The organism is Streptomyces sp. NPDC047042, from assembly GCF_040644035.1.
Lineage (GTDB): Bacteria > Actinomycetota > Actinomycetes > Streptomycetales > Streptomycetaceae > Streptomyces.
In genome coordinates, this window is sequence record NZ_JBEYVP010000006.1 from 243,481 (window position 1) to 261,003 (window position 17,523).

At 70.4% G+C, this 17,523-nt stretch carries 16 protein-coding genes and 1 pseudogene; 11 read left to right on the plus strand and 6 right to left on the minus strand.

The features are described 5' to 3' along the window. Positions 1–136: 136 nt before the first annotated feature. The 7 genes from ABZ855_RS08935 (at position 137) to ABZ855_RS08965 (ending at position 9,131) form a co-directional block, all read left to right on the plus strand. A complete protein-coding gene (locus ABZ855_RS08935) occupies positions 137–979 on the plus strand; it encodes a nitrilase-related carbon-nitrogen hydrolase (protein WP_360803247.1) in 843 nt (280 codons plus the stop codon). Then, positions 976–2,262, plus strand: a complete 1,287-nt coding sequence (locus ABZ855_RS08940) for an aspartate aminotransferase family protein (protein ID WP_360803250.1) — start codon at positions 976–978, stop codon at positions 2,260–2,262. The genes ABZ855_RS08935 and ABZ855_RS08940 overlap by 4 nt, the downstream gene beginning before the upstream one ends. Positions 2,263–2,306: 44 nt before the next feature. After that, positions 2,307–3,872: a PucR family transcriptional regulator gene (locus tag ABZ855_RS08945; protein ID WP_360803253.1), complete on the plus strand. Its 1,566-nt coding sequence runs from the start codon at positions 2,307–2,309 to the stop codon at positions 3,870–3,872. A gap of 181 nt (positions 3,873–4,053) precedes the next feature. Further along, the gene (locus ABZ855_RS08950) at positions 4,054–4,896 is read left to right on the plus strand and encodes a nitrilase-related carbon-nitrogen hydrolase (RefSeq protein WP_360803256.1); all 843 of its coding nucleotides are present in this window, start codon (positions 4,054–4,056) and stop codon (positions 4,894–4,896) included. Positions 4,897–5,009: 113 nt separating this feature from the next. Then, positions 5,010–6,413: a dihydropyrimidinase gene (gene hydA / locus ABZ855_RS08955; RefSeq protein ID WP_360803259.1), complete on the plus strand. Its 1,404-nt coding sequence runs from the start codon at positions 5,010–5,012 to the stop codon at positions 6,411–6,413. Positions 6,414–6,424: 11 nt separating this feature from the next. Next, complete coding sequence (locus ABZ855_RS08960; protein ID WP_360803262.1) at positions 6,425–7,444, plus strand: TIGR03842 family LLM class F420-dependent oxidoreductase; 1,020 nt, start codon at positions 6,425–6,427, stop codon at positions 7,442–7,444. A 160-nt stretch (positions 7,445–7,604) separates the two neighbouring features. Beyond that, on the plus strand, positions 7,605–9,131 hold the full coding sequence (locus tag ABZ855_RS08965) for an NCS1 family nucleobase:cation symporter-1 (protein WP_360803265.1): 1,527 nt from the start codon (positions 7,605–7,607) through the stop codon (positions 9,129–9,131). 38 nt (positions 9,132–9,169) lie between these two features. On the opposite strand, the gene ABZ855_RS08970 is transcribed toward ABZ855_RS08965, so the two are convergent. The 5 genes from ABZ855_RS08970 to ABZ855_RS08990 all read right to left on the minus strand — a co-directional run bounded on the left by ABZ855_RS08970 (position 9,170) and on the right by ABZ855_RS08990 (position 12,820). Then, positions 9,170–9,832: a hypothetical protein gene (locus ABZ855_RS08970; RefSeq protein WP_360803267.1), complete on the minus strand. Its 663-nt coding sequence runs from the start codon at positions 9,830–9,832 to the stop codon at positions 9,170–9,172. 254 nt (positions 9,833–10,086) lie between these two features. Further along, positions 10,087–10,266: a hypothetical protein gene (locus ABZ855_RS08975; protein ID WP_360803270.1), complete on the minus strand. Its 180-nt coding sequence runs from the start codon at positions 10,264–10,266 to the stop codon at positions 10,087–10,089. Positions 10,267–10,372: 106 nt separating this feature from the next. Next, positions 10,373–11,398: an NlpC/P60 family protein gene (locus tag ABZ855_RS08980; RefSeq protein ID WP_360803274.1), complete on the minus strand. Its 1,026-nt coding sequence runs from the start codon at positions 11,396–11,398 to the stop codon at positions 10,373–10,375. A 145-nt stretch (positions 11,399–11,543) separates the two neighbouring features. Continuing rightward, complete coding sequence (locus ABZ855_RS08985) at positions 11,544–12,455, minus strand: M56 family metallopeptidase (protein WP_360803277.1); 912 nt, start codon at positions 12,453–12,455, stop codon at positions 11,544–11,546. Further along, entirely contained in the window at positions 12,452–12,820 is a 369-nt protein-coding gene (locus ABZ855_RS08990) for a BlaI/MecI/CopY family transcriptional regulator (RefSeq protein ID WP_360803280.1), read from the minus strand. Before ABZ855_RS08990 ends, ABZ855_RS08985 begins: the two co-directional genes overlap by 4 nt. Before the next feature lie 107 nt (positions 12,821–12,927). On the opposite strand from ABZ855_RS08990, the pseudogene ABZ855_RS08995 reads away from it, so the two are divergent. From ABZ855_RS08995 to ABZ855_RS09010, 4 genes and pseudogenes are all read left to right on the plus strand, one after another. Further along, positions 12,928–13,430: pseudogene (locus tag ABZ855_RS08995) on the plus strand (MFS transporter); the annotation flags it as partial. 138 nt (positions 13,431–13,568) lie between these two features. Then, positions 13,569–14,084: a DUF4396 domain-containing protein gene (locus ABZ855_RS09000; RefSeq protein WP_360803283.1), complete on the plus strand. Its 516-nt coding sequence runs from the start codon at positions 13,569–13,571 to the stop codon at positions 14,082–14,084. A gap of 26 nt (positions 14,085–14,110) precedes the next feature. Further along, complete coding sequence (locus ABZ855_RS09005) at positions 14,111–15,946, plus strand: gamma-glutamyltransferase (RefSeq protein ID WP_360803286.1); 1,836 nt, start codon at positions 14,111–14,113, stop codon at positions 15,944–15,946. Positions 15,947–16,056: 110 nt separating this feature from the next. Next, positions 16,057–16,902, plus strand: coding sequence for an inositol monophosphatase family protein (locus ABZ855_RS09010; protein WP_360803289.1), 846 nt, complete (start codon positions 16,057–16,059; stop codon positions 16,900–16,902). Here the strand turns inward: ABZ855_RS09010 and ABZ855_RS09015 are convergent. After that, positions 16,838–17,500: a hypothetical protein gene (locus tag ABZ855_RS09015; RefSeq protein WP_360803292.1), complete on the minus strand. Its 663-nt coding sequence runs from the start codon at positions 17,498–17,500 to the stop codon at positions 16,838–16,840. The genes ABZ855_RS09010 and ABZ855_RS09015 overlap by 65 nt on opposite strands. Between the last annotated feature and the right edge of the window lie 23 nt (positions 17,501–17,523).

The window sequence follows — 17,523 nt, forward strand, 5'->3', positions numbered from 1 at the left end:
ACGTGATCGACTTCGCGGGTTAACGGCGATGGTCTTGGCAAGGCTCCTCCGGAGGCTTACTTTCAAGCCCCTACGACCTTTGTGACCTTGTCTACGGGCGTAGAGGCTCACTGACGTCCAGCCGAAGGAGCAGGTCATGGCCAACGTCGTACGTGCCGCTCTGGTCCAGGCCACCTGGACCGGCGACACCGAGTCCATGGTCGCCAAACATGTGGAGCACGCCCGTGAGGCCGCCCGGCAGGGCGCCAAGGTCATCGGATTCCAGGAAGTGTTCAACGCCCCCTACTTCTGCCAGGTCCAGGAGCCCGAGCACTACAGGTGGGCTGAGCCCGTGCCGGACGGGCCGACGGTCACGCGGATGCAGGAGCTGGCGCGCGAGACCGGCATGGTCGTCGTCGTGCCCGTGTTCGAGGTCGAGCAGTCCGGGTTCTACTTCAACACCGCTGCCGTGATCGACGCCGACGGGACCTACCTCGGCAAGTACCGCAAGCATCACATCCCGCAGGTCAAGGGCTTCTGGGAGAAGTACTACTTCAAGCCCGGAAACCTCGGCTGGCCCGTCTTCGAGACGGCCGTGGGGAAGGTCGGCGTCTACATCTGCTACGACCGCCACTTCCCGGAGGGCTGGCGCCAGCTCGGACTGAACGGCGCACAGCTCGTCTACAACCCGTCCGCGACGCACCGGGGCCTGTCCTCCTACCTGTGGCAGCTGGAGCAGCCCGCCGCCGCCGTCGCCAACGAGTACTTCGTCGCCGCCATCAACCGCGTCGGCCAGGAGGAGTACGGGGACAACGACTTCTACGGGACCTCGTACTTCGTGAACCCGCGCGGACAGTTCGTCGGCGAGGTCGCCAGCGACCAGGACGAGGAACTCCTCGTGCGGGATCTTGATTTCGATCTCATCGAGGAAGTCCGGCAGCAGTGGGCCTTCTACCGGGACCGGCGGCCGGACGCATATGAAGGGCTGGTACAGCCGTGAGCGATCTCTACGGGCGTCACAAGGCAGTTCTGCCGGACTGGCTGGCCCTCTACTACGCGGATCCGATCGAGATCACGCACGGCGAGGGCCGGTACGTCTGGGACGCGGACGGTAAGCGGTACCTCGACTTCTTCGGCGGCATCCTCACCACGATGACCGCGCACGCGCTGCCCGAGATCACCAAGGCGGTCAGCGAACAGGCCGGGCGGATCATCCATTCGTCCACGCTCTACCTCAACCGGCCGATGGTCGAACTCGCCGAGCGTGTGGCCGAGTTGTCCGGCATCCCGGACGCGCGCGTCTTCTTCACCACCTCCGGTACGGAGGCCAACGACACGGCTCTCCTGCTCGCCACCTCCTACCGGCGCAGCAACCAGATCCTGGCGATGCGCAACAGCTACCACGGCCGCTCCTTCAGCACGGTCGGCATCACCGGCAACAAGGGCTGGTCCCCGACCTCCCTGTCCCCGCTCCAGACCCTGTACGTCCACGGCGGCGTCCGCACCCGCGGCCCGTACGCCGAGCTGAGCGACGCCGAGTTCATCGCCGCCTGCGTCGCCGACCTGGAGGACCTGCTCGGGCACGTCCGCCCGCCCGCCGCCCTGATCGCGGAGCCCATCCAGGGCGTCGGCGGCTTCACCTCGCCGCCCGACGGGCTGTACGCGGCCTTCCGCCGCGTCCTGGAGGAACGCGGCATCCTGTGGATCGCCGACGAGGTGCAGACCGGCTGGGGCCGCACCGGCGAGCACTTCTGGGGCTGGCAGGCACACGCGGAGAACGGCCCGCCGGACATCCTCACCTTCGCCAAGGGCATCGGCAACGGCATGTCCATCGGCGGGGTCGTGGCCCGCGCCGAGATCATGAACTGCCTCGACTCCAACTCCATCTCGACCTTCGGCGGCACCCAGATCACCATGGCGGCCGGCCTCGCCAACCTCAACTACCTCCTGGAACACGATCTCCAGGGCAACGCCCGGCGCGTCGGCGGTCTCCTCATCGAACGGCTGCGGGCCGTCGCCGCACAGCTTCCGGGCGTACGGGAGGTCCGTGGGCGCGGACTGATGATCGGCGTCGAGCTGGTGAAGCCCGGCACCGACACCGCCGACCCGGACACCGCCGCCGCCGTGCTCGAGGCGGCCCGGGAGGAGGGGCTGCTGCTCGGCAAGGGCGGCGGCCACAACACGAGCGCGCTGCGCATCGCGCCGCCGCTGTCGCTCACCGTCGCGGAGGCCGAGGAGGGCGCCGCGATCCTCGAACGCGCTCTGCGGAGCTGCGTCCGGTAACACCCCAGCTGGATCTCAGCTGTACCACGGCAAGGAAGACGGCCATGCTCACGACCACCACCTTGGAACCCGCCCTGTCGGTCCGCCAGGTCCTCGGCCTGGAACGGGTCCTCGCCGGGGAACCCGAGGTGGTGGCCGGCGCCGGCCAGCTCGACCGGGCCGTGCGCTGGGTCCATGTCGCCGAGGCAGCCGACGTCGGCGTGATGCTCAGCGGCGGCGAGATGATCCTCACGACCGGCGTGCTGCTCGCCGGGGACGAGGAGGCGCAGGTCGAGTACATCCGCTCGCTGCACCGGGCGGAGGCCGCCGCCGTCGTGCTCGGGCTCGGGCGTGCCTTCCCGGCACCGCCGGACGTCATGCGGCGCGCGGCCGAGCGGTGCGGGCTGCCGATGGTGGTCCTCCACCGGCCGTTCCCCTTCGCGGAGCTGACCGAGGAGGTCCAATCCCGGCTCGTACGGCGGAAGTTCGCCGCCGTGAGCCTCTCCGAGGCGGTACGGACCGCTCTCACGGGGCTCATCACCTCCGGCGCCCCGCTGCAGCTCCTCCTCGACGAGGTCGCCTCGCACAGTGCCTGTCCCGTCGTCGTCACCAACCTCGCCCACCGCGTCCTCGCCACCTCGGGGGAGCGGTCGGCCGTCGACGACGTGCTGCGGGACTGGGATCGCATCGCACGGCAGGCCGGCGGGAGCGAGGGCGACGGGTGGATCCGGGCCGAGCTGGGCGGGCGCGGGGAACGCTGGGGGCGGATCGTGCTGTGCGGCTACCGGGGGGATGCCGCCACCGGACGGCTCCTCGCCGACCGGGGCGCCGAGGCACTCGTCCTGCACCGCATGCTCGGGGGATCCGTGCGCACCTGGGAGGAACAGTCCGCGCAGAGCCTGCTGACCGACCTGGTGAGCGGAGTCGTACCGGCCAGGCAACTGCTCCCACGGGCTCGTGCCGCCGGGCTGCCCGTCAACCGGCGGACGTTCGTGCCGCTCGTCGTGCGGGACGGCGACCCCGCCGAACTCGACCGCGTACTACGGCTGTTGGGGCTGCCGGGACTGGTCGCCGAGCTCGCCGACGACGCCACCGCCGTGCTGCTCAGCCTCGCCCGGGACCAGGACGCCAAGGCCCTGGCCGCGCACTTCGCACTCCGGCTGCGCACCGAGGCCGGCGGCGGACGGACCGTCGTGGCCGCCGCCGAGGCGCTGGCCTCCTGGGACGACGTACCCACCGGACTGCGTGAGGCGCTGCACGTCGCGGCGGCCGTCGCCGACACCCCGGCGGGGCAGGAGCTGCCGGTGCTGGTGCACCTGAGGGACGTACGCCTGCGCGGACTTGTCCGGCTGCTGCGGGACGATCCGCAGGTGCAGGCCTTCGCGGAGCGGGAGCTGGACGGGCTGCTGTGCGGGGCCGAGGGCGAGTCCGACCTGCTGCCCGTGCTGCGCACCTATCTCGCCACCGGGCGCAACAAGTCGCGTACCGCGCAACTGCACCATGTCTCGCGCCCCGCGCTCTACCGGCGGCTGGAGGCGATACAGGCGCGGCTCGGGCTCGATCTGGACGACTTCGAGCAGGCCGCCTCCGTGCATATCGCGCTCCTCGCGCACGACGCTCAGCAGCGCTGACCACCAGCCCCTTCTTACCCCTCCGAAACATCAAAGGACCTGGGAAAACAGTGGTGAAACATGGGCCAACGCCAGGGTGACACCGTGGAACGCCGAACGCCCGCAGGCGTGACACCGTGCAACTCAAACCCGATCTCCGGGCTTCCTAGGCTCGCCGTACACCGAGTGACCGGAGGTCCCGATGAGCAGGGTGATTCGCGCCGCCATTTTCCAGACAGCCTGGACGGGCGACAAGGAGTCGATGATCCAGGTCCACGAGCAGGCGGTCCGCGACGCCGCGGCCCAGGGTGCTCAAGTCATGTGCTTCCAGGAGCTGTTCTACGGCCCCTACTTCTGCCAGGTCCAGGACAAGGCGTTCTACGAGTACGCGGAGCAGATCCCGGACGGCCCGATCGTCAAGCGGTTCCAGGCACTCGCCAGGGAACTGGGCATCGTCCTCGTCCTGCCGATGTACGAGGAGGAGCAGCCCGGCGTCCTCTACAACACGGCCGCCGTGATCGACGCCGACGGCTCGTACCTCGGCAAGTACCGCAAGCACCACATTCCGCAGGTCGCGGGCTTCTGGGAGAAGTTCTACTTCCGCCCGGGCAACGCCGGCTGGCCCGTCTTCGACACCGCCGTGGGCAAGATCGGCGTCTACATCTGCTACGACCGGCACTTCCCGGAGGGCTGGCGCGCGCTGGGGCTCGAGGGCGCCGAGATCGTCTTCAACCCGTCGGCCACCTCGCGCGGACTGTCCGCCTACCTCTGGCAGCTGGAGCAGCCGGCGGCGGCCGTCGCCAACGAGTACTTCGTCGGCGCGATCAACCGGGTCGGCGTCGAGGAACTCGGCGACAACGACTTCTACGGGACCTCGTACTTCGTGGACCCGGAGGCCCAGTTCGTCGGCGAGGTGGCGAGCGACAAGGAAACGGAACTCGTCGTCCGCGACCTCGACTTGGCCAAGCTGCGAGAGGTCCGCGACCGCTGGCAGTTCTTCCGAGACCGCCGCCCGGACGCCTACGACCCGCTGACGGCGCCGTAGCAAGGCATGGCCGCGCCCCTTGAAGCCCCGCAGGGGCCTTCAAGGGGCGCGGGGAACTGCGCGACCAGCCACACACAACCGGCACTTCGAAGACAACCGAGGAGCGTGAACCCATGACCGGCCGTACCGTCATCCGAGGCGGACTAGTCATCACCGCGTCCGACGAACTCCACGCCGACGTCCTGATCGAGGACGGCCGTATCGTCGCCCTCGCCGCCACAGGTACCCCCGCCGCCGAGGCATGGACCGCCGAGCGGACCATAGACGCCACCGGCAAATACGTCATCCCCGGCGGAGTCGACGCGCACACCCACATGGAACTGCCGTTCGGCGGTACGGCCGCCTCGGACACCTTCGAGACCGGCACCCGGGCCGCCGCCTGGGGCGGCACGACCACGATCATCGACTTCGCCGTACAGAGCGTCGGCCAGTCGCTGCGCGACGGACTCGACACCTGGAACGCCAAGGCCGACGGCAACTGCGCCATCGACTACGGCTTCCACATGATCGTCTCCGACGTGAACCAGGACACGCTCAAGGAGATGGACCTGCTGGTCGAGGAGGGCGTCACCTCCTTCAAGCAGTTCATGGCGTACCCGGGCGTCTTCTACAGCGACGACGGCCAGATCCTGCGCGCCATGCAGCGCTCCGCCGAGAACGGCGGCCTGATCATGATGCACGCCGAGAACGGCATCGCGATCGACGTCCTCGTCGAACAGGCGCTCGCCCGTGGCGAGACCGACCCCCGCTACCACGGCGAGGTCCGCAAGGCCCTCCTCGAGGCGGAGGCCACCCACCGCGCCATCAAGCTCGCGCAGGTCGCCGGCGCGCCCCTCTACGTCGTCCACGTCTCGGCGCAGGAGGCAGTCGCCGAGCTGGCACGGGCGCGCGACGAGGGGCTGAACGTCTTCGGCGAGACCTGCCCGCAGTACCTGTTCCTGTCCACCGACAACCTCGCCGAGCCGGACTTCGAGGGCGCGAAGTACGTGTGCAGCACGCCGCTTCGGCCCAAGGACCACCAGGCCGCACTGTGGCGGGGCCTGCGGACCAACGACCTCCAGGTCGTCTCCACGGACCACTGCCCGTTCTGCTTCGAGGGCCAGAAGGAACTGGGCCGCGGCGACTTCTCGAAGATCCCCAACGGGCTCCCGGGCGTCGAGAACCGCATGGACCTCCTCCACCAGGCCGTCGTCGACGGGCACATCAGCCGCCGCCGCTGGATCGAGATCGCCTGCGCCACCCCGGCCCGGATGTTCGGCCTCTACCCGAAGAAGGGCACCATCGCCCCGGGCGCCGACGCCGACATCGTCATCTACGACCCCGCGGCGGAGCAGACCGTCTCCGCCGAGACGCACCACATGAACGTCGACTACTCGGCGTACGAGGGCAAGCGCATCACCGGCCGCGTCGAGACCGTCCTCTCGCGCGGCGAACTGGTCATCACCGAGCGGGAGTTCACCGGACGCGCGGGTCACGGCGTCTACACCCCCCGCTCCACCTGTCAGTACCTCAACTAGGAGAGGCGCACATGGACTTCGGACTCGTCCTGCAGACCGACCCGCCGGCCTCGCGTGTCATCGAGCTGATGCAGCGTGCCGAGGGCAACGGCTTCACGTACGGCTGGACCTTCGACTCCGCCGTGCTGTGGCAGGAACCGTTCGTGATCTACAGTCAGATCCTGTCCAGCACCGAGAAGTTGACGGTCGGGCCGATGGTCACCAACCCGGGCACCCGTACCTGGGAGGTCACCGCCTCCACCTTCGCCACCCTCAACGACATGTTCGGCAACCGCACGGTGTGCGGCATCGGCCGCGGTGACTCCGCGATGCGTGTCGCAGGACGGACTCCCAACACCCTGGCCCGGATCAGCGGCGCGATGAAGGTCATCCGCTCGCTCGGGCGCGGTGAGGAGGCCGACCTCGGCGGTACGGTGGTCAAGTTCCCGTGGGTGAAGCCGGGCGCCGAACTCCCCGTCTGGATGGCCGCGTACGGGCCCAAGGCCCTCAAGATGACCGGCGAGGAGGCCGACGGGTTCATCCTCCAGCTCTCCGACCTCTATCTGACCGAGTACATGGTCAAGGCGGTCAAGGACGCGGCCGTCGCCGCCGGACGCGACCCGTCCGAGGTGAAGATCTGCGTCGCCGCCCCCGCCTATGTCACCGAGGACGACTCGCCCGAGGCGCTCGCCCACGCCCGCGACCAGTGCCGCTGGTTCGGCGGGATGGTCGGCAACCATGTCGCCGACCTGGTGTCAAAGTACGGCGAACACTCCGCCGCCGTACCCGAGGAACTCACCGACTACATCAAGGCCCGCGAGGGCTACGACTACTCCCACCACGGACGGGCCGACAACCCCGACACCCAGTTCGTGCCGGACGAGATCGTCGACCGGTTCTGTGTCATCGGTACCCCCGAGGCGCACATCGAGAAGCTCAACAAGCTGCGTGAGCTCGGTGTCGACCAGTTCGCCGTCTACGACATGCACGACGCCCAGGAACGAGTCATCGACGTCTACGGGTCGACGGTGATCCCGGCCGTCAACGCCTGACGTCCCCGAAATCCCGCTGTGTTACGCACCCACCATCTCCCTCTCCCCGGCGTTCAGGTTGCCGGGGAGGGGGTCAGGACACCTCCGGGCGTCCTGTGCGCGTCCCCCAACGCGCCACCCGCACGGCCTTTCCCGACCCACCTCTTTGATTGGCCTGCCCATGACCGACACCGCTCCCACGGCCATACCGCCGTCCTCCCAACTCACCCTCCCCGACGGCCGGGTGGAGATCTCCCCCGACGCGCCCGTCCCCAGCGGGCCGTACGCCAACGAGGACCTGCTGCCGGTTCCCATCGAGAAGCGCACCTGGACCACGTACAACTTCTCGGCTCTCTGGGTGGGCATGGCCCACAACACGGCTTCCTGGACCCTCGCCTCGGGTCTGATCGCCGTGGGCATGGACTGGAAGCAGGCCGTGTTCACGATCGCCCTGGCGAACGTGATCGTCCTGATCCCGATGCTGCTCACCGGGCACGCGGGACCGAAGTACGGCATTCCCTTCCCCGTCTTCGCCCGCGCCTCCTTCGGGGTGCGCGGCGCCAACCTCCCCGCCGTGGTACGGGCGTTGGTGGCGTGCGGCTGGTTCGGCATCCAGACCTGGATCGGCGGCGAGGCGATCTACTTCCTCGCCGGGAAACTCATCGGCAACGGCTGGAGCGACGCCGGGAAGATCGGCGGCTACGCCTGGACGATGTGGCTGTCCTTCGCCATCTTCTGGGCGATCCAGGTCGCCATCATCTACCGGGGCATGGAGACCATCCGCCGGTTCGAGAACTGGGCCGCGCCCTTCGTGCTCCTGGGCGCCGGTGTGATGCTGTGGTGGATGGCGAGCAAGGCCGGCGGCTTCGGCCCGCTGCTCGACCAGCCCTCCAAGCTGGGCTGGGGCGGCGACTTCTGGAAGATCTTCGCGCCCGCCCTCATGGGCATGATCGGCTTCTGGTCCACGCTGTCGCTGAACATCCCGGACTTCACGCGGTACGGCAAGAGCCAGAAGGCCCAGACGCGTGGACAGGCGCTCGGTCTGCCGACCACGATGACGCTGTTCGCGTTCCTGTCCGTGATGGTCACCTCGGGCTCGCAGGCCGTGTACGGCGAGGCCATCTGGGACCCGGTACAGCTCGCCGCCAAGACCGACAACGTGTTCGGGCTGCTGTTCGCCCTGGTCACGGTGCTGGTGGCGACCCTGTCCGTGAACGTCGCGGCGAACCTGGTCTCCCCGGCGTTCGACTTCTCCAACATCGCGCCCCGCAAGATCAGCTTCCGGGCCGGCGCCCTCGCCACCTGTGTGCTCGGCGTCCTGATCTTCCCGTGGAAGCTGTACTCCGACCCGCAGGGCTACATCTTCACGTGGCTCGGCCTGGTCGGCGGTCTCCTCGGCACGGTCGCCGGCATCCTCATCGCCGACTACTGGATCCTCCGCAAGGGCAAGCTCGACCTCGCGGACCTGTACAGGTCGGGCGGGCGCTACTGGTACGAGAACGGCTGGAACTGGCGTGCGGTCGTCGCCTTCCTGGTCGGCGGTGTGCTGGCGATCGGCGGCGCAAACTTCGCACCGCTGATCGACGGACGGCCCATTCCGGCCCTGTCCTCGCTGGCCGACTACGGCTGGGCGGTGGGCCTGGGCACCTCGATGGTCCTCTACCTGGTCCTGATGCTGGCGACCGGAAAGGGGAAGGCGGAGGTCTGACCCGCTGACTTACGGCGGAGGGCGGAGGGCGGTCGGTTCTACCGGCCGCCCTCCAGTGCTGCCACCGCGTCCCTGGCGGCCCTGATGGCACCCTTGTTGATCACATCCGTACTGGGTGCCTTCTTCGACTCGAAGTCACTGCCGTTGTACGTGATCACCACCAGCGCGTTCGACGCGCGGACCAGGACGACGCCCTCGCGGGTCTGCTGCTTGTCCTCGGTGGAGAGGTTCACGACCGAGTAGGCGGCGTCACCGAGACCCGGCACCACCCCGCCGCCGCTCTTCTCCGTCAGCCGGTCCTGGTACGTCTTCTTCGCCGCCGCGTCCGTGTCCGACAGCTCGAAGGACACGTCGAGCCAGCGGTAGTCGTATCCCTTGAGCGCGTTCCAGGAGCAGGTGCGGCGCGCCGCCTTGTCCGTCGACGGGATCTCCTTGCCGGCCGTCTTGGCGCCCGGGACAAGGGACTTGATCGTCGCCACGCTCACGGCCGTGCAGGGCGCGGGCGCGGCGGTGAACGTCTTCGTGGCCGCCGAGGTGGAGGGCGCGGTGGGCGACGCGGACGCGCCCTTGGTGGCCGAGTCGTGGTGGTCGGCGGCCGGCGCGGGGGCGAGCGGGCCCGAGGACAGCGCCCAGCCGGCCGTGGCGAGCACGGCGACCGGCGCGAGCCGGGTGGTGAGCGCGAGCGGCAGAGGAAGGCTCAAGGCGCACTTCTCGTGGGGGATGGTGCGGAGGGCGTCCGCACTCAGGACGGGACGCCAGTGTCACATGCCTGTCTGTGGGGCGGAAGTGAGAACCGCGTTCAGTGGCTGTGCGACGGGCCTCATCCGGCACCCGCAAGCGGGCGATCCCCTACAAACCCGGGTGACCGGGTCGGGCGAGACGGCTGGGGCGGGACCGGTGCGGTCCCGCCCCAGCGCGCGTCGAAGTGCTCAGGCCCGGTAGGCCACGAGGGCCATCATCCCGGCCTCGCCGCGGTAGGCGTTGTGGCAGTGCGGCATCCAAGGCCCTCCTCGATCAGGATCGGATGCGCGGTCGGGTCGTCCATGTCGCCGGTCAGTTGGACGCGGTGGACAAGGCCGGCCTTCTTCGAGTCGAACCGCACGTCGCCGCTCGCGCGCAGCCGGGCGGCGGTCATGATCAGGCCGTCGAGTTCCCTCGGCCTGCTTGTATGCGGGTCCCGACGCCGACGATATACCCCCCGGGGGTATATCACGCGTGGCGGAGTCCGCCCGTGCCGGTTCTCAGGGGCGGGTGGCCGCGAAGTACGGCATGTAACTGAGGGGGGTGATCTCGATGTTCTTGCCGGTGCGCGGCGCGTGGATGGCCTTGCCGTCGCCTATGTAGACGCCGTTGTGCTGGCTGCTGTTGTACCAGTAGATGATGTCGCCGGGCTGCAGGTCCGACCTGGCGACCTGGCGGCCCGCCGAGTACTGTTCCTGGACCGTGCGCGGCAGCGAGACCCCGGCCGCGCGCCAGGCCGCGCCGGTCAGCCCGGAGCAGTCGTAGGAGTTGGGCCCGGTCGAGCCCCATTCGTACGGCTTGCCGAGCTGGGCGTAGAGGAAATCGATGACGACACGGGCACGTCCGCTCGCCGGTCCGCTGTACGTGGCCGAGCTGCTGCTGGTGCCGGCGGCCCGGTCGGCCTCGGCCTCCTTGGCCTTCAGTACGGCGCGTTGTTCGGCGGTGAGGCTGTTCAGGAGCTGTCGGGCCTCGCGGAGCTTGCCCTGGATCTCCTCCTTCTTGCCGGCGAGCTGCTTGCGGGCCTGCTCCGCCGCCGTCAGCTTCTCCTGGGCCTCGGCCCGGGTCTGGGCGAGTTCGCGCCGCCGGGACTCCAGGCCGGAGAGCATGGAGACCTGGCGTGCGCTCAGTCGGCTCAGCGCCTCGGCCTTGTCGAGGTAGTCGTCGGGGTCGGCGGAGAGGAACAGCCGCATGCTCGGGTCCAGACCGCCGTCGCGGTACTGCGCGGCGGCCAGCGGGCCCATCGCCTCACGCAGTTCGTTGATCCCCGCCTGCTGGGTGGCCACTTGCTCCTGGGCGCGCCCGGCCTCCTTCTGGAGCTTCTTCTTCTCCTCGAGGGCCGCGTTGTACTCCTCCGTGGGAGCCTCCGCCTCCTCGTACAGCTCCGCGACCTGCTTGCGCACCTCGTCGACGGTCGGCTTCGGCGCCGCATGGCCCTGGGTCGGCAATAGGGAGACGGTGCCCGCCGTGGCGGCCAGGACGGCGAGCCGGGAGCGGCTCGGTGGCTTCGGTCGGCGGTGGGATCCCATCCTGCGACAACTCCTCTTCAGCCGCGGTGGGCGGCGGATGCCTCTGCCGCTCGATGCGTCAAGGGCCGGTCAAGTACCCGATCAACTTAGTAGCTTCGTAGTTCGAATCGCAATCCTGCCCGCTGAAACAGGAGGGTTCGCCTGCTCAGCTGATGCCGTGCACGCAGCCCAGGAGCAGTGGGATCAGCGGCACCGCCGCTGCCGAGAGAGCCACGGAGCCCCGCAGTGCGGCGTGCGGGCGCCGCTGCGGCGCGAGCACCCGGCGCAGCCGGAGCAGCGCGCTCGGGCCGCCCACCGCGAACGCGCCGGCGGGCGCCGCACCGGCCGCCATGTCGTACATCGCGGCGGCGAGCACCGCGCGGGGCTGTCGGCGCAGGGCCCGGTCGTCGGCGATCATCTCCAGGAGCAGGGCCGTCTGGTGCCTGGCGTGCCGGGCCAGCGGGAGCGGGTCGAAGATCTTCGCGAAGGCCTCGGTGGCGGCGAGGGCCAGGTGGTGACGGCCCGCGATGTGCGCGCGTTCGTGTGCGAGTACGGCGTCGAGCTGCCCGGCGGACAGCAGCCGCAGAGCACCGGCGCTGACGACGACACGCGGCCGGTGCCCGGGAAGGCAGTACGCGGCGGGCAGTTCGTGGTCGAGGACAGTGGCGTCGAGCCGCGCGGATCGGCGGCCCACCAGATCCAGGACCCTCCGGTGACGGGATCGGGTGCGGCGGCCCCGCAGCGCTTCGAAGGCGAAGGAGCCGAGGACGAGAAACACCACGAAGGCGGGCAGGGCCACCGCCGGCCGGGCGGCGACCGTGGGATCGGCGGCGCCGAGGCCGATCGTCAGGCCGCACGAGTGCAGCAGGCCGATCAGATTGGCGTGCAGGTGCTCGGTCGGGGCGGCGAGCTGGTACGCGGCCAGCGCGACCGTCACCGTGAACGACGCCGACAGTGCCAGCCAGGAGGCCACCGCGAGGGCGGGCGCCCGATACGGCCAGGCGCTGCGCAGCAGCAACCGCGGGGCGAGGAACCCCACGGCCCCGGCGTAACCGAGCAGGACGGGAACCGCGTTCACGGAGCTTCCTGCCGCTCGGCGGACGCCAGCGCCTCGCGCAGGGCGCCGACTTCCTCGGGGCTCATCTGCTGCACGAAGTGGGCGAGGGCCACGGGCCGGTCCTCGCTGGCACCGAGCGCCTCCTCCATCAGCGCGGCCGAGTACTGCTCGCGCGTACGGATCGGCGAGTAGACCCAGGCGCGGCCCTGCTTCCCGCGCAGCAGCCAGCCCTTGTTGTAGAGGATCGTGGCCACCGTGTTCACGGTGGTGTAGGCGAGCGGCCGCCGCTTGTTGATGTCGTCGACGATCTCCCGCACCGTCGCGGGACGCTGCCAGCGCCACAGGCGGTCCATGATCTCCGCCTCGAGTTCCCCCAGTCGCCGCATGATCGCTCCCTCTTCGCCGCTCTACGCAGGCCCATAGTAGAACGTTCCGCCGACAGGCCGGCGGTCTGTCGCGGCCGGCCGAGGCCGGCCCTCTGGGAGGGGCAGGCCGGGAAGGCGTGCTCGTCCAGTGGCGATGCATCCTCGCCAACCGGCCGTTCCTGCTCTTCTCCGGCGCCATGATCGGCTCGTACGTCCTCACCTTCCAGGTCTGTCTCTCCCTCCCGCTGGAGATCCGCCGGGTCGGCGGGGACGGGGAGTTCGGCACGGCCGCGGTCGCGGCGCTCTTCGGGGTCTCCGGCCTGAGCACGATCGTCGGCCAGACGCGGGTGACCGCCTGGTGCGAGGCCTGCTACGAACCCGGGCAGGCACTGGCCCGGGGGCTGGCGGGCATGGGGCTCGCGTTCGTACCCCTGCTGGCGGCCACCGCCGTCCCCGTACGGACTCCGGTGCGGGCCTGCGGCTGCTCGCGCGGCCCGTGCGGCGGGCATGCCCGCGCTGCCGTGGATCTCCCGTGTCCGTGCTCGGCCTCGCCTGCGCGGCCGCCCTGTACGGCCACCGCACGGGTCGGCTCACGACTCCGACACGCGAGCCGCAGCCCGTGACGGCCTGACCCACCACCGGTCCCCGGAAACCGGCCTCCCCACTCCCGAGCCCTGGCCGAACCACTTGCCCTATACCCCCTAGGGGTATACGTTTCAGGTGCGGGCTCGAGAACGGGTCACACTGGACGGGATTGGGGATGAAGGTCATGGACCACAGTGCTCACCACACCGACGCGGCGCACGACCACGCCACCCACGAGGCTCGGCACGACGGGCACGCGCAGGGGGCGGTGTCCTGGGGGATGGCGGCAAAGGCGACGCTGCACTGCCTGACCGGCTGCGCCATCGGCGAGATCCTCGGCATGGTGATCGGCACCGCCCTGATGTGGGGCAACGTGCCCACCATGGTCCTGGCGATCGCACTGGCGTTCGTCTTCGGCTACTCCTTCACCCTGTTCGCGGTCCGCCGGGCCGGCCTGGACCTCAAGTCCGCGATCAAGGTCGCGCTTGCCGCCGACACCGTCTCGATCGCCGTGATGGAGCTGGTCGACAACGCGATCGTCGCCCTCACTCCGGGCGCGATGGACGCCACCCTCTCGGACGGGCTGTTCTGGTCGGCCCTGCTGGGCGGTTTCGCGGTCGCCTTCCTGATCACCACGCCGGTGAACAAGTGGATGATCGGCCGCGGCAAGGGCCACGCCGTCGTCCACGCCTATCACTGACGCTCAACATCGAGGTGACAAGCCGTATGTTCACGACCCGCCCCACCCTCCAGGGCACCTTCGGGATGGTGTCCTCCACGCACTGGCTGGCCTCCCAGTCGGCGATGGCCGTCCTGGAGGACGGCGGCAACGCGTACGACGCCGCCGTGGCCGCGGGCTTCGTCCTGCACGTCGTCGAACCACACCTCAACGGACCCGGCGGTGAGGTGCCGATCATCGTCGCCCCGGCCGACGGCGAGGTGCGCGTCCTGTGCGGCCAGGGCGTCGCTCCCTCCGGCGCCACCATCGCGCACTACCGGGGACTCGGGCTCGACCTCGTGCCCGGCACCGGGCCCCTCGCCGCCGCGGTCCCCGGAGCCTTCGACGCCTGGATGCTGCTGCTCCGCGACCATGGCACCAAGTCGCTCGCCGACGTCCTCAAGTACGCCATCGGGTACGCGGAGAACGGGCACGCGCCCGTGGACAACGTCGGCGCGACCGTCGAGACCGTACGAGAACTCTTCAAGACGGAGTGGACCTCGTCGGCGGATGTGTACCTTCCCGGCGGCCAGGCGCCCCGGCCCGGTCGGCTCTTCCGCAATCCCGCCCTCGCCGCCACCTGGCAGCGCCTCCTCACCGAGGTCGCCGGGGCGGGGGACCGCGTCGCCCGGATCGAGGCGGCCCGCGAGGTGTGGCGCACCGGCTTCATCGCCGAAGCGCTCGTACGACAGTCGGCGCGGCCCACCCTCGACACCAGCGGCGAACACCACACCGGCACCCTGACAGCCGCCGACCTCGCCTCCTGGTCGGCGGCCTACGAGGACCCGGTGACCTACGACTGGCACGGCTGGACCCTCTGCAAGGCCGGCCCCTGGAGCCAGGGCCCGGCCTTCCTCCAGCAACTCGCGCTCCTTCCGCCGGAACTGCCCGCGTACGAGTCCGCCGACTACGTCCACCTGCTCGTCGAGGGCTGCAAGCTCGCCATGGCGGACCGAGAGGCCTGGTACGGGGACGCGTCCGGCGGGGCCGACGTACCGCTCGACGACCTGCTGTCCGACGCCTACAACGCCGACCGGCGGACCCTCGTAGGGGACAAGGCCTCCCACGAGCTGCGCCCCGGCAGCCCCGGCGGGCGCACCCCGCGACTGTGCGCGCACGCGCGCGTGGTGGCCACCGACGAACCAGGGTTCAACCCGCTCGGCGCCGGTGAGCCCACCGTGGCCAAGCCACCGACCTCCCCGGTGCCGGGCGAACCCCCCGTCGCCGCGGACGGGCGTACCCGGGGCGACACCTGCCACCTCGACGTCGTCGACCGCTGGGGAAACATGGTCGCGGCGACCCCGAGCGGCGGCTGGCTCCAGTCCAACCCCGTCGTACCCGAGCTGGGCTTCCCCCTCGGGACGCGGCTCCAGATGACCTGGCTGGAGGAGGGCCTGCCGAACTCGCTCACCCCGGGCCGCCGCCCCCGGACCACACTCACCCCCTCCGTCGCGCTGCGCGACGGGGTGCCGGTGCTGGCGTTCGGAACGCCCGGCGGGGACCAGCAGGACCAGTGGCAGCTGCACTTCTTCCTCGCGGTCGCCCTGCGCCGCCAAGTGCGCGGCGGCCTCGACCTCCAGGGCGCGATCGACGCCCCGAACTGGCACAACGACAGCTTCCCGGGCTCGTTCTACCCGCGCGGCATGCGTCCGGGCAGCGTCACCGTGGAGGCCCGGATGCCGGACGCGGTGGTCGAGGAACTGCGCCGCCGGGGGCACGACGTGACCATCGGCGACGGGTGGTCCGAGGGCCGGCTGTGCGCGGTGGCCCGGGATCCGGAGACCGGTGTGCTGTCGGCGGCGGCGAACCCGCGAGGGATGCAGGGATACGCGGTCGGCCGCTGAGACGGTCCCGGCCGGCTGCTCCGATGTCCGAATCCGGGTGTTCAGGCCGTTTCCACCCCATGTCCACCGGGCGGGCGGGGATTGTCAGTGGCGCGTGCTCTCATGGAGGCATGATCGAAGAGAACGAAACCATCGAAGAGTTTCTGGCCCGGCACACGTCCGACGTCGAAGAAGCGGTCCGCCAGGCGGCGGCCGCGGAGATCATGCCGCGCTTCCGTCAGCTCGCCGACCACGAGGTCGACCAGAAGAGCGGCCCGCACGACCTGGTGACCGACGCCGACCGCAGGGCCGAGTTGTATCTCACCGAGGTGCTGCCCAAGCTGCTGCCCGGCTCCGTCGTGGTCGGCGAGGAGGCGGTGCACGCCAACCCCGCCTCGTACGAGGCGATACAGGAAGACGCGCCCGTCTGGATCGTCGACCCGGTGGACGGCACCCGGCAGTTCGTCCACGGCGACCCCGGCTTCTGCACCCTCGTCGCGCTCGCGCACCGGGGTGTCGTGCGCGGGTCGTGGACGTTCGCCCCGGCCCGCGACCAGCTCGCCACGGCGATCCGTGGACAGGGCGCCTTCCTCGACGGCGTACCCCTGCGCGCGGGCTCGCCCGAGTCCGGCCGTGACCTCGAGGTGGCCACCTCCCACCCGGACTACACGACGGACGAGGAGAAGCGCGCCCTCCTCGGCCTGTGGACGGACGGCGTCCGGCCACGCGCCTGCGGCTCGGCGGGCCTGGAGTATCTGGCCATCGCCCGGGGCGAGTTGGACGCCATCGCGTTCTCCTGGGAGGCCGCCTGGGACCACGCGGCGGGCATCCTCCTCGTCGAGGAGGCGGGCGGCGCCCATCTGACCCGCGCGGGCGACCCGTTCCGCATAACCGGCGGCAACGTGCTGCCGTTCACCGCGGCGCGCGACGCGGCCACGGCTCGCCGGGTGGTGGAGCTGCTGTCGGGCGGAGCCTGATCTGCGGACGGGCCGAGCTGAAACGCAGGGTGACGACCTCGAACTCGGCCACGGTCCCGACCGTCGGCCAGTCCGCGGGGTCGAAGGGCAGCCAGGCGATGTCCACGAAGGCGTCGACGGGCACGTTGATGTCGACGAACAGTCCCGTACGGCCCGGCCCCCACGGCAGCGCGCACACCATGCCGGTGACCCGGGCGCCCTCCGGCAGCGGGCCGGTGCGGTAGTGGCTCAGGTGCCGGTGCCGCACCGCCGTCGCCCACGCCCGCTCGAACTCCGCCTCCGTCACGTCCACCGCCTCCGGGGGCACCTCCACGGCGCCCTCGGTGAACGCCCCGTACACGGTCTGGTAGAGCTGCTCACCCAGTCGACCGAACCGTTCGCGCACCAGCGCCAGTTGGGACTGGGCGGCGGCCATTGAGGCGCCCCCGGAGGTGGTGCCGTCGGCGTTCTGGAGGGGCTCGCAGGTACGCGGGATCTCCAGAGCCGCCTCGAACACCGCCTGTCGCAGCACCCAGCCGTCGTCCTCGACCTCGAACCAGTACCAGGCGGTGTCGTCGGCGTCCTTGCCGGGCGACTGGATGCGGAAACGGCGCGTCATCCGGCCGAGGTTACCCGCGCCGG